General features: G+C 44.5%; 27 protein-coding genes. 22 read left to right on the top strand and 5 right to left on the bottom strand.

The annotated features are described in order from the left end of the window. Positions 1–39: 39 nt before the first annotated feature. From TCA2_RS04985 to TCA2_RS04930, 13 genes are all read left to right on the top strand, one after another. Entirely contained in the window at positions 40–969 is a 930-nt protein-coding gene (locus tag TCA2_RS04985) for an LD-carboxypeptidase (protein WP_047910468.1), read from the top strand. Between the two features lie 70 nt (positions 970–1,039). Next, positions 1,040–2,143 carry a dipeptide epimerase gene (locus tag TCA2_RS04980; RefSeq protein WP_047910467.1) on the top strand — a complete coding sequence of 368 codons (1,104 nt, stop codon included), beginning with the start codon at positions 1,040–1,042 and terminating at the stop codon, positions 2,141–2,143. After that, positions 2,140–3,114 carry an NlpC/P60 family protein gene (locus TCA2_RS27455; RefSeq protein WP_052511748.1) on the top strand — a complete coding sequence of 325 codons (975 nt, stop codon included), beginning with the start codon at positions 2,140–2,142 and terminating at the stop codon, positions 3,112–3,114. The genes TCA2_RS04980 and TCA2_RS27455 overlap by 4 nt, the downstream gene beginning before the upstream one ends. 52 nt (positions 3,115–3,166) lie before the next feature. Further along, on the top strand, positions 3,167–3,289 hold the full coding sequence (locus TCA2_RS27450) for a hypothetical protein (RefSeq protein WP_370510314.1): 123 nt from the start codon (positions 3,167–3,169) through the stop codon (positions 3,287–3,289). A gap of 48 nt (positions 3,290–3,337) precedes the next feature. Continuing rightward, complete coding sequence (locus tag TCA2_RS04970; protein ID WP_047910466.1) at positions 3,338–4,426, top strand: DUF1835 domain-containing protein; 1,089 nt, start codon at positions 3,338–3,340, stop codon at positions 4,424–4,426. 59 nt (positions 4,427–4,485) lie between these two features. Continuing rightward, complete coding sequence (locus tag TCA2_RS04965) at positions 4,486–5,358, top strand: DUF1835 domain-containing protein (protein WP_047910465.1); 873 nt, start codon at positions 4,486–4,488, stop codon at positions 5,356–5,358. Between the two features lie 114 nt (positions 5,359–5,472). After that, positions 5,473–5,751 (top strand): YkgJ family cysteine cluster protein, encoded by a 279-nt coding sequence (locus tag TCA2_RS04960; RefSeq protein ID WP_047910464.1) that lies wholly within the window; start codon positions 5,473–5,475, stop codon positions 5,749–5,751. Between the two features lie 173 nt (positions 5,752–5,924). Next, on the top strand, positions 5,925–6,578 hold the full coding sequence (locus tag TCA2_RS04955; RefSeq protein ID WP_047910463.1) for a hypothetical protein: 654 nt from the start codon (positions 5,925–5,927) through the stop codon (positions 6,576–6,578). Between the two features lie 500 nt (positions 6,579–7,078). Beyond that, positions 7,079–7,459 (top strand): GntR family transcriptional regulator, encoded by a 381-nt coding sequence (locus TCA2_RS04950; protein ID WP_047910462.1) that lies wholly within the window; start codon positions 7,079–7,081, stop codon positions 7,457–7,459. 33 nt (positions 7,460–7,492) lie between these two features. Further along, positions 7,493–8,593, top strand: coding sequence for a DUF1648 domain-containing protein (locus TCA2_RS04945; RefSeq protein ID WP_047910461.1), 1,101 nt, complete (start codon positions 7,493–7,495; stop codon positions 8,591–8,593). 200 nt (positions 8,594–8,793) lie between these two features. After that, positions 8,794–9,174, top strand: coding sequence for a GntR family transcriptional regulator (locus TCA2_RS04940; RefSeq protein WP_047910460.1), 381 nt, complete (start codon positions 8,794–8,796; stop codon positions 9,172–9,174). Continuing rightward, positions 9,171–10,040: an ATP-binding cassette domain-containing protein gene (locus TCA2_RS04935; RefSeq protein WP_047910459.1), complete on the top strand. Its 870-nt coding sequence runs from the start codon at positions 9,171–9,173 to the stop codon at positions 10,038–10,040. The genes TCA2_RS04940 and TCA2_RS04935 overlap by 4 nt, the downstream gene beginning before the upstream one ends. Continuing rightward, the gene (locus TCA2_RS04930) at positions 10,037–10,789 is read left to right on the top strand and encodes a hypothetical protein (protein ID WP_047910458.1); all 753 of its coding nucleotides are present in this window, start codon (positions 10,037–10,039) and stop codon (positions 10,787–10,789) included. Before TCA2_RS04935 ends, TCA2_RS04930 begins: the two co-directional genes overlap by 4 nt. 103 nt (positions 10,790–10,892) lie before the next feature. On the opposite strand, the gene TCA2_RS04925 is transcribed toward TCA2_RS04930, so the two are convergent. Then, on the bottom strand, positions 10,893–11,669 hold the full coding sequence (locus tag TCA2_RS04925) for a sporulation protein (RefSeq protein ID WP_047910457.1): 777 nt from the start codon (positions 11,667–11,669) through the stop codon (positions 10,893–10,895). A 235-nt stretch (positions 11,670–11,904) separates the two neighbouring features. Here TCA2_RS04925 and TCA2_RS04920 point away from each other — a divergent pair, with 235 nt between their 5' ends. Both TCA2_RS04920 and bshB2 read left to right on the top strand, forming a co-directional pair. After that, positions 11,905–12,249, top strand: coding sequence for a YojF family protein (locus TCA2_RS04920; RefSeq protein WP_047910456.1), 345 nt, complete (start codon positions 11,905–11,907; stop codon positions 12,247–12,249). 15 nt (positions 12,250–12,264) lie between these two features. Beyond that, positions 12,265–12,915 (top strand): bacillithiol biosynthesis deacetylase BshB2, encoded by a 651-nt coding sequence (bshB2, locus tag TCA2_RS04915; protein WP_047910455.1) that lies wholly within the window; start codon positions 12,265–12,267, stop codon positions 12,913–12,915. 97 nt (positions 12,916–13,012) lie between these two features. Here the strand turns inward: bshB2 and hflX are convergent, their stop codons facing one another. Next, positions 13,013–14,284, bottom strand: a complete 1,272-nt coding sequence (hflX, locus tag TCA2_RS04910; protein WP_047910454.1) for a GTPase HflX — start codon at positions 14,282–14,284, stop codon at positions 13,013–13,015. Between the two features lie 503 nt (positions 14,285–14,787). Between hflX and TCA2_RS04905 the strand changes: the two genes are divergently transcribed. The 5 genes from TCA2_RS04905 (at position 14,788) to TCA2_RS04885 (ending at position 18,132) form a co-directional block, all read left to right on the top strand. Next, on the top strand, positions 14,788–15,135 hold the full coding sequence (locus tag TCA2_RS04905; RefSeq protein WP_047910453.1) for a hypothetical protein: 348 nt from the start codon (positions 14,788–14,790) through the stop codon (positions 15,133–15,135). Between the two features lie 84 nt (positions 15,136–15,219). Further along, the gene (locus TCA2_RS04900; protein ID WP_047910452.1) at positions 15,220–15,810 is read left to right on the top strand and encodes a DUF1273 domain-containing protein; all 591 of its coding nucleotides are present in this window, start codon (positions 15,220–15,222) and stop codon (positions 15,808–15,810) included. Between the two features lie 100 nt (positions 15,811–15,910). Next, positions 15,911–16,237 (top strand): antibiotic biosynthesis monooxygenase, encoded by a 327-nt coding sequence (locus TCA2_RS04895; protein ID WP_047910451.1) that lies wholly within the window; start codon positions 15,911–15,913, stop codon positions 16,235–16,237. Positions 16,238–16,551: 314 nt separating this feature from the next. Further along, complete coding sequence (locus TCA2_RS04890; RefSeq protein WP_202964129.1) at positions 16,552–17,568, top strand: pectinesterase family protein; 1,017 nt, start codon at positions 16,552–16,554, stop codon at positions 17,566–17,568. A gap of 108 nt (positions 17,569–17,676) precedes the next feature. Further along, positions 17,677–18,132 (top strand): GNAT family N-acetyltransferase, encoded by a 456-nt coding sequence (locus TCA2_RS04885; RefSeq protein WP_047910450.1) that lies wholly within the window; start codon positions 17,677–17,679, stop codon positions 18,130–18,132. Positions 18,133–18,206: 74 nt separating this feature from the next. On the opposite strand, the gene psiE is transcribed toward TCA2_RS04885, so the two are convergent. Further along, positions 18,207–18,614 (bottom strand): phosphate-starvation-inducible protein PsiE, encoded by a 408-nt coding sequence (gene psiE / locus TCA2_RS04880; protein WP_274338394.1) that lies wholly within the window; start codon positions 18,612–18,614, stop codon positions 18,207–18,209. Positions 18,615–18,785: 171 nt separating this feature from the next. Between psiE and TCA2_RS04875 the strand changes: the two genes are divergently transcribed. Beyond that, positions 18,786–19,475, top strand: coding sequence for an N-acetylmuramoyl-L-alanine amidase (locus tag TCA2_RS04875; protein WP_047910448.1), 690 nt, complete (start codon positions 18,786–18,788; stop codon positions 19,473–19,475). A 64-nt stretch (positions 19,476–19,539) separates the two neighbouring features. Continuing rightward, a complete protein-coding gene (locus tag TCA2_RS26865; protein WP_152557650.1) occupies positions 19,540–19,860 on the top strand; it encodes a hypothetical protein in 321 nt (106 codons plus the stop codon). Between the two features lie 93 nt (positions 19,861–19,953). Here the strand turns inward: TCA2_RS26865 and TCA2_RS04870 are convergent, their stop codons facing one another. Both TCA2_RS04870 and nirD read right to left on the bottom strand, forming a co-directional pair. Continuing rightward, positions 19,954–20,787, bottom strand: a complete 834-nt coding sequence (locus TCA2_RS04870) for a formate/nitrite transporter family protein (RefSeq protein ID WP_047910447.1) — start codon at positions 20,785–20,787, stop codon at positions 19,954–19,956. Between the two features lie 31 nt (positions 20,788–20,818). Continuing rightward, on the bottom strand, positions 20,819–21,142 hold the full coding sequence (gene nirD / locus TCA2_RS04865) for a nitrite reductase small subunit NirD (protein ID WP_047910446.1): 324 nt from the start codon (positions 21,140–21,142) through the stop codon (positions 20,819–20,821). Between the last annotated feature and the right edge of the window lie 15 nt (positions 21,143–21,157).

Raw genomic sequence — 21,157 nt, 5'->3', positions numbered from 1 at the left:
TCCTTTCTATACGAGCCCAAGAGGAGTTGAACGAAGGAGATGAACGTAGAGCTCAAGACGATATATCCTGAACCATTACGTATGGGAGACACGGTCGGAATAATGGCTCCGGCAAGTCCGGGGGACAGTACCCGCATAACCAAGGCAGCTGATCATCTGCTTCGACTTGGTTTACAGGTTCAATTTGGCAAGACAGTATACAATGAGAATGATTACGGATATTTGGCCGGAACGGATGAAGACAGAGCTCGTGAGCTGAATGACATGTTCGCCAATCCGAAAATTAAGGCCATCGTATGCGCGAGAGGCGGATATGGAACGGCTAGAATGTCGGATCTGCTGGATTATGAGCTCATTCGGCGTCATCCAAAGTTTTTCTGGGGCTATAGTGATGTTACATTCCTGCATAACGCGATATTTCAGCGTACGGGTTTGATTACATTTCATGGACCTATGCTGACCTGCCTGGCCGCTGATTTTGTTGATCCACTTACTCTCAAAGGCTTTGATCTGTTGTTTGGTAAAGATATACCGCCCTATACAGAGGCAATTTCTCCGCTTGAGGTCCTCTGGCCCGGAACGGCAGAAGGGGTTATCGTCGGCGGCAATCTCTCACTGCTTGTGACGACACTCGGCACTCCTTATGAGATAAACACAACAGGCAGGCTTCTCTTGATTGAGGATATTGGCGAAGAGCCATATCGCATAGACCGCATGCTGAATCAGCTTCTTCAAGCAGGCAAGCTGACGGAAGCAGCGGGTATCATCGTTGGTGATTTTCATCATTGTGATCCAGTTAAGCGAGAATTGTCCCTATCACTGGAAGAGGTAATACAGCATTATATTGCGAAGGCGGGCAGACCCGCTATGGCTGGGTTTCGGATCGGTCACTGTTCCCCGAATATCGCCATTCCATTAGGGCTTCCTGCACAGCTGGATACAAGTCGCAAGCTGCTCCAATTCGGGTAGGTGTTGAATGAATTGTTCTAGTGGGATTTAGGTAAGATCCTCGCTTAAAATTTCAAGGAGGTACATCAAAGTGCAAATTCAGAATATTGAGGTTATGCGCAAATATACGCCATTAATCAAGCCTTTTAAAACTGCGTTACGAACCGTTACACAAAGCGAATCGATATTGGTTCGAATGACAGCCAGTGATGGACGAATTGGATGGGGTGAAGCGCCGGCTACCGTTGTAATTACAGGAGACAGTCTTGACAGTATTGAGTCAGCAGTGCTTCACACCTTAGGTCCTGCTATTCAGGGAAGAAGCCTGCTCGCTTACGAGCAGCTACTACAGACAATACATACGGTCATGGTGGGTTCCAGCAGTGCAAAGGCGGCAGTGGATATGGCGATTTACGATTTGCTCGCACAGTACAGTGGTATGCCTCTATATCAATTCCTTGGTGGATATCGGGACCGGATCGAGACGGATTTTACAGTAAGTGTGGGAACGATGGCAGAAATGGCAGATGATGCGGAGCGCTGTGTAGCTGAGGGCTTCAATGTGCTGAAGATTAAAGTGGGGAAAGACCCGATCGAAGAGGACATTGCCAGAATTCAAGAAATTCGCAACCGTGTCGGTAACCAGGTAGGAATCAGGCTGGATGCCAATCAGGGCTGGCAGGTCAAGGAAGCGATCCGCTGTATTCGTAAGCTGGAGGATCTGAACCTGAATATAGAGTTGGTAGAACAGCCCGTGAGAGCGAGTGATCTGACAGGGCTCAAGACCGTAACAGACGCTGTGGATACACTCATTATGGCTGATGAAAGTGTATTCACTCCAAGCCAGGCACTTGAAGTGCTGCAGCACCGTGCTGCGGATTTGATCAATATTAAGCTGATGAAAGCCGGGGGGATCTATAAGGCCCAAATGATTAATCAGCTTGCCGAAGAATACGGTGTAGAGTGTATGGTGGGAAGTATGATTGAATCCAAAGTTGCGGTAACCGCAGCCGCCCATTTTGCAGCCAGCAAGAAAAACATAACAAGGTTTGATTTTGACGCGCCGCTAATGATGGATTGCAGAGATATAAACGGTGGTGTAGTTTATGACGGCAGGGTTATCCGTTTTACGGATGCAGCTGGACTCGGAATTCATGATGTACACATTCAAGAAGGGATGGGGGTAACCGGATGAAACCTTCTGAATACAGACCCGGACTGAAAAAAATGGTAGTGAGTGTCCCGGTTGCAACGGTATGGACTACACCGGAGTCTCCGCGGGCAATGGATATGAACGTGCTGCAAAATAAAGCGGATATGAGAGCTTGGCTCAGCAGTCTGACTCCGGATGAACGGCTGGACTTGTGCACATCAAATCGCACCCAAACCCAGGTTCTATATGCCGAGGAAGTTGTAGTCATAGAGGTGAGGAATGGATGGGCGAACATCCGCATACCTAACCAAGCCACAAGGAAGGATCCGCTCGGATATCCGGGCTGGGTTCCTTATATTCAGCTTACGGAATGGAGCCGTGACATTGCACGTGACAGCGGAGTACGATTAAATGCACAGGTGCAAATCAATTCATATGCGCAGAAGAGCGCTCAGGGGCAAATGAATACGGTGGTGGAAGTTAATGCTCCTGTGCAGAATCAAGAGAAAGATAATACTCACGTGCATGATCATGTTCAAGATAGAGGTACTGATTATATTCATGCTCAGACTCATGAAAATAGGCTGGTACAAGTTTATGCTAAATTTGCCAAGATGGCGCTATTGTTAGAAGATGCAGAAGCTCCGTATTTGGAACTCAGCTATTTAACAAAGCTTCCATTAATAGAAGTGAGAGATACAGAGGTCTATGTTCATTCTCCTCATGGAGTGGGAGTACTCAGCATGAAGGATGTTACCTTCTTAGATCATCATGCCGGAACAGGCTTAGACATAGGAAGCCGCATTGCAGCAGAAGCAAACAGATTTCTGAATTTGGCATATTTGTGGGGAGGATTGTCCTCATATGGCTATGATTGTTCGGGTTTTGCATATAGTATGTATGCATCTCAAGGAATTACCATTCCACGGGATGCTTCAGATCAGGCTCTAGCAGGAACAGAAGCAGTGAGTAATCGGCTGCGTCCGGGAGACCTGCGTTTTTTTTGCATATGAAGAAGGAAAAGGACGCATTCATCACGTAGGTATATATATAGGGGACGGCAAAATGATACATTCACCTGATTCGAAGAGCTGTATTGAGGTGGTCGAATTAACAAGTTATAAATTGATTAAGGAGCATTGCGCTTCAAGAAGATATGATGCTTCACTTAACCATTTTATACAATAGAAATGGGGACTTACAATTAGGATTAGTTATAACAATGAAATTAACGAGATGGATCACTATAGATTAAAGCAATTTGTTGATTGGGTGCTGCAACAAAGCGATTCTTCAATCGGAGAGTCGGGCTCGGAGAGCGAAGAGCTGGGCCGTAGAATTAAGGAGACTTGGCGTGAATGCTTGGAAGAATCTCGAATCCGTAAATTAACTCAAGATGTTACTCCTCGGAGTAACTTATTGAATACGGAATTAACTCAAGAAGTTACTCCTCAGACTATCTATATAACTTCGAATCTATTTACAGCTGGTAAGTTAAAGTTCTCCTTATCGAAGGCAGGGATTCGGCAGGAAGCCATCGTATACAGCTTGGAGGATTTCTATGCGGTTGGACCGTTGCGCCATATTGACCAGCAGCAATATGAAACAGAACGTTACATGTGGATGATGAATCATATGGGCTATGATCATTATTTTAGTAACGGATTACATCATATTACAGCAATGAAGCCAATATTTGAGAGCATTCCGGATCATAAACGGATTACAATATGGGCAGAGAGCAATGCGCATGACTATATATTTACATGTTTAGTACTGCATTTGCTTCGCGGAGTACAGGCAGAGGTTCGGGTCTTAAATCCTGCAGAAGAGTATAAGCCTTTACTTGGGAGAAATCCTTTGCCAGATGTCGATAAAAAAGTGGACCACACGGTCTTACATCAGCTCCAAACGAAAGATTTCTCTCAGCTCATACAGAGAACTCAGGGGAATTTGTTATCAGAAGAGGATAGAGCACGATATGCGAGTGAATGGCTGTATATTTCAGGCCGCAGTGAAATGCTGCGCGTATTAATAGAAGGTGAACTCCAGTTTTTGGCGGAAGATGCCTACGATTCTTTAATCATGGAAGTCATTCACGAACAATATAGCCATATTCATATGGTGGATGATAAATATATTTATAACAAGGAATATGTGTCAGCAGGACTATTGATTGAACCTATACTCGAGCGTTATCCTGAATTAACGAGTGCTCATCTGATATCATTTCGGTTTCGATCGTTAATTGCGAATAAGAAGCTTGAATTTGCTGGTGTTCCTAATGAGACTTACCAGTATTATCTGAAGCCTCCTAAGGTATAACATACGTCCTACCGGGAATGGCTGAAATTACATCCCTATTATAGAAAGAGGTGGCATACATGACGGAGCAGCATGTTCATTTAATGTTTGGGATGTCAGAGCAGGGAGTCATGAAAGCTGCATTACATAAAGCGGAAATTCGTCATTCACACAAAGTACTTTCGTTTAATGACTGGTTTGCATATGGCCCACTGTCTGGCATTGATCTTACAGATGGAGAGAATAGCCGTATATCGTGGATGTCCCAGCGATTGTCCAATTATGACAAACTGTATACGTACAATCCCGAGCATCAGATTGGAACAGTCATCAAAGCAATCAAGTCGATTCCGGAGGGAAGCAGAATTACGATCTGGCACGGAGATCACGCACATGATCAGATTGGTTTGCGATTTGCGGTTTATTTGTTACAGGATCGGGAAGTACAGATCGTATTGAATAACGTTGCGGAGGAATACCAAACGCTCTTTTTAAGTGAAGCTAGTGACATAGAGGCTGAGAATAAAATGCCTGTTTTGTTACCTGTAAACCTAGCCCAGCTTAAAAAGGAACATTTTATTCCGATGCTGGGTCGGCTGGAACAGAAGGTCTCTCTAAATAGTGAACAAAGAATCCAGCTCACCAAGGATTGGCAAGATCTCTCTCTGAAGGATTTACCGCTCAGACTATGGGAGAATAATCAGTTTAGATGCAGCGATGAGAACGCACTGGATGATATCATCGATGAAGTTGTAACGGAGCTTGGTTTGCAATTTGATGATCACTACGTTCCTGCTTCCAAGGTTGTGGCTGAGGTGCTTGTTAAGCTTCATCGTTATTATTTGCGCAAGGATTTCTTGGAATTTAGATTACGGTCACTGATTGAAACTAAGAAGCTGCAGTTCAAGGGAGCACCTGGACAACTGCATCGTTATAGTGTAAAGACAGGCTAGGTTCAGGTTCTTCGAGCTCTATAGAACAAGCAGTTATATTGCGCTATGTCTTTCGCATAAGCTAGTACAAATAAGCCTTGGCTTGCGAACTGGCTATAATGAGAGGTGTAGAAGATGGAGTGTAGAACCGGTTGTGGGGCATGCTGTATTGCAGCATCCATATCATCTCCGATTCCAGGGATGCCCGATGGTAAGCCTGCTGGCGTAAGATGCGTTCAGCTGACAGAGGAGAACAAATGCAGGCTGTTTGGCCTTCCCGAGAGGCCCAAGGTATGCAGCAGACTAAAGGCAGAGCCGGCGATGTGCGGTGATACGAATGATGAGGCCTTCAACACGCTGGCGGAATGGGAGAGACGGACTGCACCAGCTCCCAAAATTACAAGAACAAGCTAATATAGGAGGCAGAGCCAGATTCATTGATCTGGCTCTGCCTTTTTGTGTGGATAGTATATTTAGCATACAGCCAAGATCTCAACTCAAGGACGAATGTAAACTCGTACATAATGGAACCAAAACGGGATCCTATTTAGTCTAGTTAATCTAGAAGACTGAATGGAGATGACGACATGAGAAAAAGATTAACTGTGATAACCCTTTTAGCGATTGCTTCCACGATAGGATTAAGTTTAATCAATGTACATGGAGATAGAAGTACTGCCGAGCCGGTTGCATCAAAACATATTAACTACAGGCTTGGAACAACACAAGCCAGGATGCCGATCTATAACAATTTAAGCATGCTTGAGGAATTATCTGATTTCATCGTTGTTGGGCATGTTTCAGGAGAACAGGGAACCTATCAAGTGAAAGCAGGAAATGGAGAAGTAATAGAGGAGCTCGGAAAAACACCGTTCAGCATTGACACAGTGATTAAGGGAAAAGAGATATTAGAAGAAAATAATCGTATAACCGTAATGGAAGATGGCAGATTTCATGAAGGTATATACTATAATTTAGAGGGCTATGTGAAAATGAATGACCTAGATTCGTATTTGTTGTTCTTACGTAATACTGGCGAGAACACGTATGCTATAAACGGTTCATATCAAGGTAAGTTTAACATAAATCAATTGAACAACAATGTATTGGAGTTTGAGTCCTCCCATATTTCTGCAGAACAACTGAAACATGCCGAGTACATAGGAGATGATGTACATCGACATTACTATAATGAACTAAAAGATCAGGTCCGACAGAAATATAGCGGAATGTTAGATTAGAAAAAAAGCTTACACATCAGATATCACGATCCATAACATACGTAATTACGTTACAACCGTCCTTGGTTATTACCGAGGACGGTTGCTTTTTTGTGAGCAACGTCCAGAGGGGAACACTGGACGCAAACACCACCCTAGTGGAATTTTTGGATGACGAACGACTTTCGCAAAGCGACTGGAGAGAGGCAGCCAAAAATGGACCGTCCATATAAACACTTATATTCCGCGCAGCCAGAATCTAAAAGTGATTTAATCAACAACGTCCAGAGGGGAACACTGGACGTAAACACCACCCCGAGTGGAATTTTTGGATGACGAACGACTTTCGCGGAGCGACCGGAGAGAGGCAGCCAAAAATGAAACGTTTGACTTTCGTGAGCGACCGGAGAGAGACAGCCAAAAATGGAACGTTTGAAACGTCCTATTTACAATTATTCATTCTAACTGTTATACTACATATATAACACATACAACAAATGCATCGGAGGTGGAAACAAATCATGATCATTGAGCTTGATATGGAGTCAGATCTGCCTATTTACACACAGCTGACGAATCAGATAATTGAGGGAATTGCGAGCGGGAAGCTGCAGCCGGGAGAAGCATTGCCATCTGTGCGCAGTATGGCGCAGGACATCGGGATTAATCTTCATACCGTTAACAAAGCCTATAATTTGTTGAAGCAGGATCATTACATTCATGTACATCGTCAGAAGGGTGTTGTCGTTAATCCAGACGGGATGCCACAGGTGGATGGCGATTTTGCAGCAAGACAATTGAAGCAGCTTCGTCCCATCATTGCGGAGGCCATTCTTCGTGGGATGACTAGAGATGAATTGGAAGTCATTGTAAACGATATCTATAAGGATATTAAGCCATAGTCAATAATGTAAAGACTGGAAGGAGAGATGAGCATGCAATGGATTCATTTTGTAATGCTTGGAGTTATGTTTTTACCTATCACTCTGCTTATTGCTTTCACGCCTTACTTTACCCGGCGGACAGAAAGCTTTGGAATAACGGTGAGTGAAGAGGTGTTCTACAGCGAACCGCTGAAGAGAATGAGAAGAAATTTTGCAGCTGTCATCATCATTTTGCAGGTAGCCCTTCTCGCTATATGTCTGTGGGGAACGAGCCTTGTTCAGGATTCGGCTAAGCAGGCAACATGGATGATGATCTATATTTTTGGCGTAGTCATTATTCACTTCATCACCTTGTTCTACTTTCACAATAAAATGAAGAGATATAAGGCTGAGCAGCTTCCTGCCTCAATTAAGCCGTCCAAGATGAGCATAGACACTACATTTCGCAAAAAGAAGCTGGTTATATCTAACAAGTGGTACTTCATTCATGTCCTCATTATTATCGGTACCGCTATATTCACTGCCATAAACTACGATCGCTTCCCGGATCAAATTCCGTTTCAGTATGATCTGCAGGGTAATCCGACGACAATTCGGGATAAGAGCCTGGGAACAGTCTATATGCCTGTCATAATGCAGTTGATGATGACCCTCTTGTTTATCTTCATAAACTCTATGATCTATCGCAGCAAACAACAGGTTGATACAGATAACCCTGAGATTTCATTAAGTAAGAACCGAATCTTTCGGATGAGAAACTCTGTTTTTAATGTTATTACTTCCTTGCTGCTGGTGTTGCTGTTCAATTTCATGCAGTTTACCATGTTATATCCTGTGGATGCAGGTGTCATGATGGCGGTCGTTATTGCGGTTGTATGCCTAGTACTTGTCGGTGTAGCGATTCTGTACTTCACAACGGGCCAGGGCGGAAGTCGAGTGAAGCTTCAAGCAGAGCCTTCCTCTCTTGAGCCCTATGGGAACGATGAGAGCTGGAAGCTGGGGATGTTTTATTTTGACCCGAAGGACCCTGCTATCTTTGTGGAAAAAAGAATGGGTTATGGCTGGACGATTAATCATGCAAGGCCGATGGCTTGGTTCTTATTCGTCAGCATTATTGGGACGATCCTGGCGGTGACCTTTCTGATTAGCTGATGATTGAATCGATCTCTCACAAATATTAGATGATAAAAAGACTGGATAAAGAGGCGAGTACTCTTTTTCAGTCTTTTTTTGTATTTAGGCAGATCAAGTGTCATTTCAGCTTGACTTGTCATAAATATGTGATATGGTTATATACATAACTATATAACCATATATCGAACGACGCATGGTGAACAGGTGGTGAGAGTATATTGAGCAAAGGACTAACGGATAACAAACCTATTTTTCAGCAAATCAAGGAAAAGATCGAAGACCAGATCGTGAACGGTGAGATTAAAGAACACGAACAAATTCCATCAACCAATCAACTCGTGCAGTTCTATAAGATTAACCATCTTACGGTTTCGAAAGGGATCAATCTTATGGTCGATGAAGAGATTATTTATAAAAAGAGAGGTGTAGGCATGTTTGTCGCGGAAGGGGCAAGAGAGAAGCTGCTTGAAGGGCGTAAGGGTGCCTTTGCGGATCAATACATCCTGCCGATGCTGCAGGAAGCAGAGAAGCTCGGGATGACAGATCAGGAGCTCATTAAGTTAATTGAACAACGAAGAGCAAGGGGGACGAATTCATGATCATTGAGATGAATCAGCTCGGTCTGAAATATGGGAAGCATGTAGCGCTCGATAATTTATCCCTAAGTTTGGACAGTGGCAAAATATATGGGCTGCTGGGGAGAAACGGTGCGGGTAAGACGACCTTATTAACGATACTCGCATCGTTTAGACGCCAGACACAAGGCACTCTTCGAATTCATGGAGAGAACCCGTATGAGAATGCCAAAATTATGCGTCATGTGGCTTTTGTGTACGAGATGGATTACTCCGCTGAGACGGAAAAAGTAAAAGTGATGCTGGAATCGGCTGAACGCTACAGGCCATACTTCGATATGGATTATGCGTTGTATTTAGCGAAACGCTTCAAGCTTCCACTCGATAAGGGGATGAGCAGTCTGTCCAAGGGGATGCAGTCCGCAGTTAACGTAACGATTGGACTTGCGGCCCGAGCTCCCGTTACTTTATTTGATGAAGCTTATCTAGGAATGGATGCACCGACTAGAGAGCTGTTCTATAAAGAGTTGTTGGAAGATCATGCGAAACATCCTCGGACGATTATCATGTCTACACATCTGGTATCTGAAATGGACTATTTGTTCGAAGAAGTCATTATCATCAACAAAGGACAGCTTGTACTCAAAGAGACTTCAGATGAGCTCTTGTCTCGAAGAGCTACTGTCACAGGAGCAGCTTCCACCGTCGATGCATTTACGAAGGGGATGAAAGTGCTGAATGTACAGCAGTTAGGCGGTACGAAATCAGCAGTCATCTATGGGGAGTTATCACAGGAGCAGCGCCTGACCGCTCAGCAATTGGGGCTGGAGTTAGGGAATGTCCCGCTGCAGGATCTATTCATTCTATTAACGGAGGAGGAAGAATCATGATGGAAATGAAACCTTTTGAGAACAGCAAGAAGATCGCATTCGATTTGTTTTATGTCCAGATGGTTTGGACTCTGTGGTATGTCTCATTCTTATTTGTGGTTCAGTTTATGATGCTTCTCCTTCCCGATTTCATCAAGCTGAACGTATCTGATGCGGAATCCCCAGCCTCCATGTATTTTATGAATTTTGGACTTACTGCATCTAAGACCTACATGCTCGTAATCGGGATTATATCCTCTTATGCTTTCCTGAAGCACTATATTCATCAAGGGGTAACTAGGAAGGATTATTTTGTAGGTTCTACAATAGCTGTCATTCTTCTATCCATCCTTCTCCCGATCCTCATGTGGATCCTTTCAGGAGTTCAGTACTTGATATTGGGATGGGCTGGAATACCCCGTCAAGAATCCGTTGTTATTGGATATGAGATGTTTAGCTTGATGCCGTTTATAATATTTACATTGCAGTTTCTAGTTTATTATTTAGCAGGATGGATGGTTTCTATGAGCTTTTATCGCTTTGGCTTCTTCGGCGGGATGCTATCGATTCCCGTAGGACTCGCTGGTCTCATCCTCCTTGATATGGTGTGGGGCGGCGGTGATGCAGAGGAGCTGCTGTCTGACTGGATTCCTATCTACCCTATAGAGCTGACGACGACAACGGCGATGCTTACTTCATTGGTCCTTGCTGCTGTGTTTATCCTCCTCCACCGATTGATATCCCGAAACATCGTAATCAAAATTAAGTAACTTGTCGTGTGTAACAAGAACACTTCAACCATCATAAATGAAAAAAAACGAACGCTGGTTATTCTCACTCGAAGTGAGAATAAACCAGCGTTCTTTGTATAAATTATCTGGATTGATCGTGAATAACACGTTCAATCTGACGAGCAATATGCTCTGTGCCTTGAGCAATATCCGCCCGGTCAAAGTATAGCTTGACATGACGCTCATCCAAATCGAAAGCCTGTTCAAAAAATCCTCCAAGCCCACGTGCCCTGCGGTCAACCTCTACGAGCACATGAACACCGTCTTGATCCAGATTCATCATGAGCTCGAGCTCTTTAACGCGTCCAGAGAAGGAGCTGCTCGGGTAATATTCAAACTCTTGTACAAAAGGAACGCCGCGGCCAAGTCTGGAAGCATGCTCACAGGATGAAGTTTTGTATCGGAAGCCGAGGTGTTCTACCGCTTCAAAAATAGCTGACATATAATGATGCGGTTCAACTTGAATCGAATCATGGTCTTTTGGATCAATCGCCATCTCAATATCAAGACCTGTACTCAGCCATACCGGCTGACGATTATATGTTACCGGTGTTTCGAGCGGAAGTGGGAAGGAGAATGGAATTTCCAGCTGCTCGTTACTCTCAATCCGAAGGTTCTTAGATACGTTGAATTTGGCAAGTGTATAGTTATAGTCTACTTTCCGGTCATCCTGTTCACGAATGTAGCGGGTCATCAGCTGAATATAAATTTTCTCTATTTCTTGTTCAACGCTGCCGCCTTTTATGCGAACAACACCTTTGACCGTTTCACCCGGTACATAAGATGTTTTTTCCAACAGCGTGTCAATTTCTGCAGCCCCAATTCCGACCTTGGCCAGCATTTTATTAAAAAACGACATAGAATAAGCAGCCTCCTTATAAATTCATGCATTACTCTTCCATATACGCAGCATAAGTAAGAGTAGTTTCGTTAAGATGGAATAAATTTCGTATCAATCATTTTATTTTCCCTTTTTTTTAAGCTATACTGCTATAAGAGCCTGTTAACGAATATGGAGTATCGTGCAGGCTAGGAGAAGTCATATCTGTGATCTGTAAATGCTCACGGAATGCAGGAGTAACGGAGGAATTGTTATGCAGCTAATAAATATAGCCATGGTGCAGGAGCAGCTTGACCGGTACGCGAACGAAGATCTGTATCTTCATATGGAAATGACGATGGGTGCTTATGCAGCCCATAATGATAGCTCGAAGCATCCAGCCGCGAATTTTATCAAGAACGTTCCGGTGAGATACAGTAAGGGAACCATTGTCGGCGATACCTACTATAGAGTTGGCTTGAAGACGAAGGAAGGCTGGGTTTATACAGAAGGTTTGACGCATTGGGAAGAAAATGAAGAAGGACGCATACTGCTGGCAGGTCATGACAAAGAAGGCCGATTGATCGTATCTTTGCTGCTCAGTAGAACGTTGTTTTAAGGAAGTGGGGTTCTTATGACACAAAATATATTAGTTGTACTTCCGCATCCGGATGACGAATCTTTTGGAATGTCGGGAACACTGGCGAAATTTGCAAGCGAAGGAGCACAGGTTACATATGCTTGTCTCACACTCGGGGAAATGGCGCGGAATATGGGAAATCCTCCAATAGCCAACCGTGTCACGCTGCCGGAGATTCGCAAGGAAGAGCTGAAGCAATCCTGTAGAGCCATCGGAATTCAAGATTTACGGATGCTCGGCTTCCATGACAAAACGATTGAGTTCGAAGACCGTGATCTGCTGGATGGAGCGATTTCTGCACTGATTGAAGAATTAAATCCTTCGATTGTATTTACATTTTATCCAGGCTATAGTGTTCATCCGGATCATGATGCAACGGGTGCAGCGGTTGTCAGAGTAGTTGAAGCAATGGATCGGGATCGGAGACCTGTTGTGCAATGCCTGGCGTTCTCCAACGGTCACAAGGAAGCTATCGGTGAACCGGATGTATTCTATGACATTCAGAAATTTAAGCTGAATAAGGTACAGTCCATCGCAGCACACAGCTCACAGTTCCGTATCTTATCAGGTGAGTCGCTTCTCAAGGACAAGCAATTTGCAGATCGGCTGATGACGGAATACTTTTGGACGTACCCTTTAAAATAGTGCTGAGGATATAACGAATACTCACGCTTATACGGATAATAAGGAAAATAGCCAATCCCTTAATTATAACAAGGGATTGGCTATTTTTTAAACTTTTTTATTCTGCTTGCAGATGGCTCCATTTCTTCACTTCAACAGGTGAAGCCTCAATGGTCAGCTTCGTACCATCCTCTTCATAAAGAACCGTTTCGACATTCGCATGCTCATGGAAATAGGAGAGCAGATGTCCTTGGTCATATGGAATGTTTAGCGCCACTCGCTCATAATGCCCAAACAGCTGCTCCTTAATGGCATCTTCCAGCTGGTCGAGTCCTTGACCTGTTTTGGCCGATACAAAGACAGCTGGCCTACGAACCTGTATTTCCTTCATCAATTCGCTGCTGAGGTCGATTTTGTTATAGACATAGACGACCGGGATTTTATCGGCACCGAGATCCTTCAATGTTTGATTGGTCACTTCAATGAGCTGCTCGGCATCGGAATTACTCGCGTCTACAACATGCAGGAGCAGATCGGATTCAAGCACCTCTTCAAGTGTAGAACGAAAAGCCTTTACAAGATGATGCGGCAGCTTGCTAACAAATCCAACTGTGTCGGTGAGAAGAAATCTCTTACGATCTGGAAGTGAGATTTGTCTTACCGAAGTCTGCAAGGTGGCAAAGAGCATATCCTTAGCCAGTACAGCCTTGTCACTTGCAGCATCGTATTTATCAAGCATGGCATTCATGAGACTGGATTTGCCTGTATTCGTATAGCCGACCAGGCTCACGACCGGCATTTCTGTCTTTTGGCGGCGACGGCGCTGCGTTTGGCGCTGGGAAACGAGCAGCTCCAGTTCACGGTTCAGCTCTGTAATCTTCTCTTCGATCCGTCTTTGGCTTAGCTCCAGCTTGGTTTCTCCTGAACCTCTGTTCTTCGTGCCGACCCCGCCGCGCTGTCTGCCTGAGGAAGAGCTGATTCCGGACAATCTTGGGAGTACATATTGAAGCCTAGCCAGCTCTACCTGGAGCTGGGATTCTCTAGATCTCGCACGCTCGGCAAAGATATTCAGGATTAGTGTTGTCCGGTCCAGCACAGCCGCATCCAGTCTCTTCTCCAGATTGCGAACCTGAGAAGGAGAGAGCTCATCATTAAAGATCACAATGGTGGTCTCCAGCATCTTCAGCAGATCAGAGAGCTCCTCAATCTTGCCGCTGCCTATATAGTGAGCCGGGTGAATTCGCTCAGCCTTCTGTGTAAGCACGGCTGCGACCTCGATGTCGCAAGCGTTAGCCAGATTACCAAGCTCCTCCATGGAGTGCTCGAAATCCTCTTGGCCGTTCATTTGTAGTCCTATAATTACTGCTTTATCTTTAAATGGTTGTGTCATACCATCGTCCTCCTTATGATTACACCTGAAATATAAAAAAACACAGGCTAAACCTTCTGCCTGTGTACAGGTTCAAGAGAACTCGGAGTTACAACGGGAATACAGCCAGGTAGTGTCCTAGAATCACAGCGCGCAATCGGCATGGTAAAGGGCACACCCGTTTATTTGTATAAGAAAAAAGGCCAGGGATCTCACTCCTGTCCTCTTCGTCTATCTTCTGTGAAATACCAGCGTATGGATAGATCGAATCCGAGTTCTCTGCCTTACACATAAGAGCAGAGTCTTTGCCTATTTAGTTAAGGGCAAAAGAAAATCTAACTCGAATCCAATTAATCATAGCGGTATCCCTCCGTTCCTAAAGTTAACGCTATCTTAGCATAGCTGTATACATAATTCAATGGGCATGCGTTGACTATAACTGTTTTCTACCAGTTAAGCTGTTGATCTGTCGTTGAACCTGGGCTTATTGCATATACATCTATAAAGAGGAGCGTGATGATGAGATGATAGATCAAATGGAGCGTTATTTTGAGCTGAAGAAGCTGAAGAAAGATATAGATGATGAGCTGTCGAGCCTGCGCCTGGAGATGATTGATCATCTTACAGCAGAGAATGCGGTCCGCATGGAGCATGGAGAATATGAAGCCAGGATCGTTGTCCAGAACAGGAAGGAATACGATGACGAACTGCTATATAAAGCATTGCCAGATCCAGAGGTGTGGAAGCTTCTGTCGAAGGCGGATACTGGGAAAATAGCAAGTCTGATTAAACTCGGAGTCCTCTCCGAGGAAGGCATTTCACACACGTATGAGACACGAAGAACAGAGCTGCTGATCGTGAACAAAAAATAGCTGGAGTGATTATGAAATCGATTCATGTATGTTACGATATATAGAAGCACATGACAGTGAAGGGCGGTATGACAAAGACAGGCTATGAAAAACGTGTTAGTTACTGGATACCGGGCCAATGAGCTCGGCATCTTCAATCAGAAGCACCCGGGTATTCCTTATATTAAGCAAGCGATCCGATCCAAGCTGATTACGCTTATTGAGGAAGGCGCCGAGTGGATTATCACCCCGGGTCAGTATGGTGTAGATCTGTGGGCATGCGAGGTTGTCATTGAACTAAAGAAAGAATACCCGCAGCTAAAGCTGTCCATTATATCTGCATTTATGAATCCGGAAGAGAAATGGTCTGATGACAAGAAGGAGTATTACGAAGATATATTAAGAAATGTTGATTATTATGGTATTGTCAGCAAGCAGCCCTATGCGGGTCCTTGGCAGTTTGCGGCGAGAGACGAGCTTCTCTTTCGGAAGACGGATCATATTCTACTGGTTTATGATGAAGATAATGGTCCCGGCAGTCCGCGTTATATTAAAGAAAAAGCGCTTAAAAAGCATCAAGCGGACGGCTACGGCATGACCCTGATCTACTCGGAGGATATTCAAAATATAGCAGACGAGATGAGCGCTTCCATACTGACAGAGGATGGGCAGGGCGAGGATAATGATTGGATGTGAATATATAATTTAGCAAGCGTAGAACACCCTTTTATTGACACTGATAATCATTATCGTTTACTATATTTTTATACTTGTCTATCATATGGAGGGTGTTCACATGTTGATTCAAATAAGAGCAATTACCGTTAAAGAAGGCTTCAGCGATGCTGTCGTTGAGCGTTTTGGCCAGCCTGGCGGTCCAATGACAGAAATTCCTGGATTTATTGACCGTACGGTGATGGTGAAGAAGAACCGCAAGAAGGACGAAGAGGTAGAAGAGGTTGTCGTCATGATCCGCTGGGAGTCGGAGGATGCCTGGAAGGCTTGGGAGAAGAGCCCTGCTCATATTGCAGGACATCGGAACAGCCGGAATCAAGAGAAGCCGGATTATCTGCTGGAGACGAAAGTATCTATGTACGACGTGAAAGCGACGGTTGCTGAATAATATTTTACCGGCATTCACGATATGTAAATTGATTCTTACTATATTGTGTCTCCCTTTCTATTAATATGTTAAAATCAACCACATATGATATTTATAGGTGGGGTGATCTATTGACGATTTTATGGGAGAACATCATAATAACTCTATTGGTAATTCTTATTCCAATCGCAATTATACTAGGTATTGCAGTATACCTGTTTCGTTCGCGCAAACGTCGTTGAATTTTTCAATGCATAATGAATTAAAAGTCAGTTGGAGAACTCATTCAGTCTAAGGATTGATCGGGTTCTTTTTGCTAAAGGAGGGCTAATCAAGTGATTGAAATAACGGTATCTCAAGATGGCACGGCTGACTTTACTTCAATTCAGGAAGCGATTGATCATCTTCCCCATCTTAGAGCCGGGAGCTCTGAGTGCTGCACCATCTATATAAGAGCAGGCATTTATCATGAGAAGATTCATTTAAGTCATCCGGGTATTAATCTTGTAGGCGAGGGTGCGGAAGACACCATCATTACATACGGAGATTATGCACGCAAGTTATTCCCGGACGGCAGTCCGTACCACACGTTTCATACATATACACTCTTAATTTCCAGTGATGATGTAACGGTCAGCCATCTGACTATAGAGAACAGTGCAGGAAGTGGAGAGGCGATCGGACAAGCCATCGCGGCCTATGTGGATGGTGATCGGGTTTCTTTTTACCATTGTCGAATGCTTGGACATCAGGACACTCTGTTTACGGGGCCGCTTCCGGAACAGCCGATCGATCGAGGCAGCTTTGGAGGTCCGCGTGACATTTTCCCGAGACGCCCTGTTCGTCAATATTATGAGTCCTGTTATATCGAGGGAGATGTTGATTTTATTTTTGGTTCGGCGACGGCGGTCTTTGTTGAATGCGAGGTCTGCTCCAAGCGCAGAAATGTAAATGGAGATGGAATCATGGAGGGTACAGCTCCTGGATATATAACTGCAGCATCGACGGCGAGAGACGTGAATTTCGGATATGTATTCTGGAACTGCACCTTAACAGGTAATGCAGAGCCAAAGTCAGTGTACCTAGGCAGACCCTGGCGTGAATATGCCAAAACGACATTTATAAACTGTGATCTCGGGCAGCATATTCACCCGGCAGGCTGGCACAATTGGGGGAAGCTGGAGCGAGAGCAGACGGTAGGCTATGCGGAGTATGGCAGTCATGGTCCCGGCACAGAGGGTGATAGAGTCGAATGGGCTAATGAACTTAAACCAGAGCAGCTTCATACCTATTCACCAGCTGAGGTTCTACAGGGGAATGACGGTTGGAATCCGGCTCTGAAGAAGAGTTAAACAACTGAGGCGGCAGAAAAATTCTGCTTTTGTACATCCTCATATCCTGTTAAGATGAATTCAGATCACGAGAATATGGCAGTGAAAACAGGAGAGTGACGGATACGGATGGAGATTAGAATTGACGATTTAAGCGGTAGGGAGATTCAAGATTTGATAAGACATCATATAGCAAGTATGCTCGATTATTCTCCTCCTGAGAGCGTACATGCGCTGGATCTTAACGGCTTGAAGCAGCAGGAGGTCACGTTCTGGAGTGTCTGGGAGAATGGTGAACTGCTGGGGTGCGGCGCTCTTAAGGAGCTCGATGCTGAACATGGTGAAGTGAAGTCCATGCGAACCGCTGACGGGCATCTGCGAAAAGGGGTGGCCAGGCTGATGCTGAATCACATCATGACAGAAGCCCAAAATCGTGGATACCGGAGACTTTCGCTGGAAACAGGATCAACGGACGATTTCATCCCCGCAAGGATCATGTATGAGAAATGCGGATTCGAGTATTGCCCTCCGTTTGCGGATTACATAGAAGATCCTTATAGTGTCTTCATGACGAAAGTGTTATAACAGAATATCTCTTACATAAAGAACGGCAGTGACTCTTGATCGCTGCCGTTCTTTTCATTATGAGCAGTGCTGCATCAGGTGCCATCCATATTTCTTGAGTTGACAATAAAGAGCGTTATAACGAGAACGAGAATGGCTAGACAATACGTAAATGTATCGATAGGATCTTCGTGGTTGATAATAATAAGCCGAATGATAGCGGTGATTCCGACATAGATGAAGTAGCGAAGTGGAAAGTGATAATTATGCGTAAAGTATTTTACAATAAGAGATAGAAACTCAAAGTACAGAAAGTAAACCAATATACCTTCCGCCAGATAATAATATGAAGTGGGCTCGCTTTGAATCAGCAAGGTATCGAGGATGAGCATCGTTTTACGAACGAGAAACATGGAGAGAATGACAGCCAGCAATAACAGCATGACATTGAGCAGCTGCTGCAAGTACTTGGCGATGTAGGATTCTTTTTTTATTTCTTTCACATGAGTCACTCCTAACCTCAGACAAAACATACAGCTTGTTTATCTTCCTATGAATCAATAACTAGCTTATGCGGCTCCATCGCATTGCAGAAGTATTTTACTCGGAACAGATTCGAAGTGTCCAAGCATATGTGAGCACAAATTCATAGAATGATAGCGGAGGTGATCAATATGGTCAAAATATTTATTGATCCAGGTCATGGAGGAACAGATAGCGGAGCTGTAGGAAATGGGCTTCAAGAAAAAGCGCTGACACTTACCATTGCAAATAAGGTTCGTTCGATCCTGCTGGCTGAATATCAGAATGTATCTGTATTGATGAGCCGTACAGGTGATGAGACCGTCACATTGACGCAAAGAACGGATGCTGCAAACGCTTGGGGGGCAGATTACTTCCTCTCTATTCATATCAATGCTGGCGGGGGCACTGGCTACGAGGATTATATCTATCCTGGTACGACAGCACCGACGACAACCTATCAGACGAATATTCACACAGAGGTCATGAAAATGATCTCAATGACAGATCGGGGACGAAAATCGGCTAATTTTCATGTGCTTAGAGAATCCAATATGCCTGCGATCCTAACTGAAAATGGATTCATCGATACTGCGGCGGATGCCGCGCTGCTGGCGTCCAATGCGCATCTAGATGCTGTAGCTCGCGGGCATGTAAATGGGCTCGTCAAAAATTTCAGCCTGGTCAAGAAAACGAATGTTATCTATCATACGGTTGTGAGCGGAGATACGGTCTATGCGCTAAGCCGCAGATATGGAAGTACCATTGCGGATATGAAGACGTGGAATGATCTCGATGCGAACTATACTATTTATGTAGGGCAAGTTCTGCGAGTGAAGTAGAGATGAGTGCCTTACCATATTGTGGTATAATGACTGGGATTGTACCTGATAGGGAGGCACTACTGTGGGACATACTAGAACCATATACTGTGTACACTGTCATGCTGAGATTGAATCCAGGCACGATTTGGTTGTCAGCTTATCATTCATGTCATTGTTGGCTTACCATAATGCTTGTTATGCCAGCGCTCTCAAGGGATGTCAATCCTTCGTTATTAGTGATGAGCCGATCAATGGGACCGCAGCCAATTGGATGACTGCTGTATCAATTCTACTCTCCATCATTTCATTTATTTTTATTAATGGGTATGTGGGTGCCATCCTTCTACTGGTTCCCCTAATTCGTTTCTGTTCATGGTTTATGTATGAGCGGCATTTGGATTAGTCGTAGTTATAGAATAATTTATTAGTACAAAATAGGAATGGCTCTGTGGATTATCCACAGAGCCATTTTTTAATAATTACATTTACGATGAATCTATGATACATGCTTATGAACTTGATCTGCATGTTCCGTAGCAGCCTTGGATACGTTCTTGGATCTTACCGGCGAGATAAACCAGTAAGCCATGCCCATAAACAAGATTCCTCCAACCATGTTACCAAGGGTAACCGGAATCATATTGTGGAGCCAGCCTCCAAGTGTGATCACTTCGGGTGCATTCGGGAGCAGAGAGGCGAGTGATAACAAGGTCATATTGGCGACACTGTGTTCATAACCGCTGGCGATGAATGCGAACAGGCACCACCAAATGAGGACAAGCTTTGAAATATCGTCTTTGGCCCGGAAGCTCATCCAGATTGCGAGACAGACGAGCCAGTTACATAGTATTCCTCGAAAGAATAGTTCGGTTAACGGAGCGGTCATTTTATTCGCTGCAGCTGTAAATATAAGGTGCTCGGCAGGAGCTGCCTTGAATAATCCGGTACCGAGAATCAGAAGACATAGCAGCAATGCGCCGATTAAATTGCCGACAAATACGATTCCCCAATTTTTGAACGTATCCTTATACGTCGTTCTTCCAGCCAATGTGCTCATGGTAAAAAACATATGGTTACCTGTAAACAGCTCAGATCCTGCGAAAATGACCAGGGTGAGAGCCAGCCCGAAGGATGCGCCCATGACCAAGCCCTGGAAGGGAGATCCGGCTGCCGCTAGTGGGCCTCCCAGGGTAAATATTAAGATAATGGCTAGACCAACATAGGCTCCTGCAAGCAGGGTGGATATGAAATATCGGGGCAGCTGTTCATTCATATGATCTCTCTTGCTTACGGCTGCTTCGATGATGGCTTCTACAGTAGGTTTAAACATGGATAGTGCTCCCTCCACTCCAATAGGTGTGCTAGACTGCGATCCAGACCGTATGATCTTCGGTTTTGACAGGGAAGACCTGAACCTCTCCCGTATCGGGCTCCTGCACTTGACCTGTGTACAGGTCAATTTTCCAATCATACAACGGATCATATACATAATGTCCTGATACGATGCCTTCTGCAAGAGGACCGCCCTTGGGATGAGGATTATGATTCTCTACGGCACAGACATCTCCGTTTGAGAGGTGGAAGACGGCAATCTCTTTATCTTTAATCGTAACAACCCGGCCTAATTGTGCAGGGAAATCAGAGATTTGTCCTGCGGTGTAAAATGTTGTAGCCTCAGTGTTCATGCGGAGTATTCTCCT

Source organism: Paenibacillus sp. TCA20 (assembly GCF_000732325.1).
Lineage (GTDB): Bacteria > Bacillota > Bacilli > Paenibacillales > Paenibacillaceae > Paenibacillus > Paenibacillus urinalis.
Note: the sequence above shows the minus strand (reverse complement) of the source record. Positions and strands in the feature narration are given on the sequence as shown.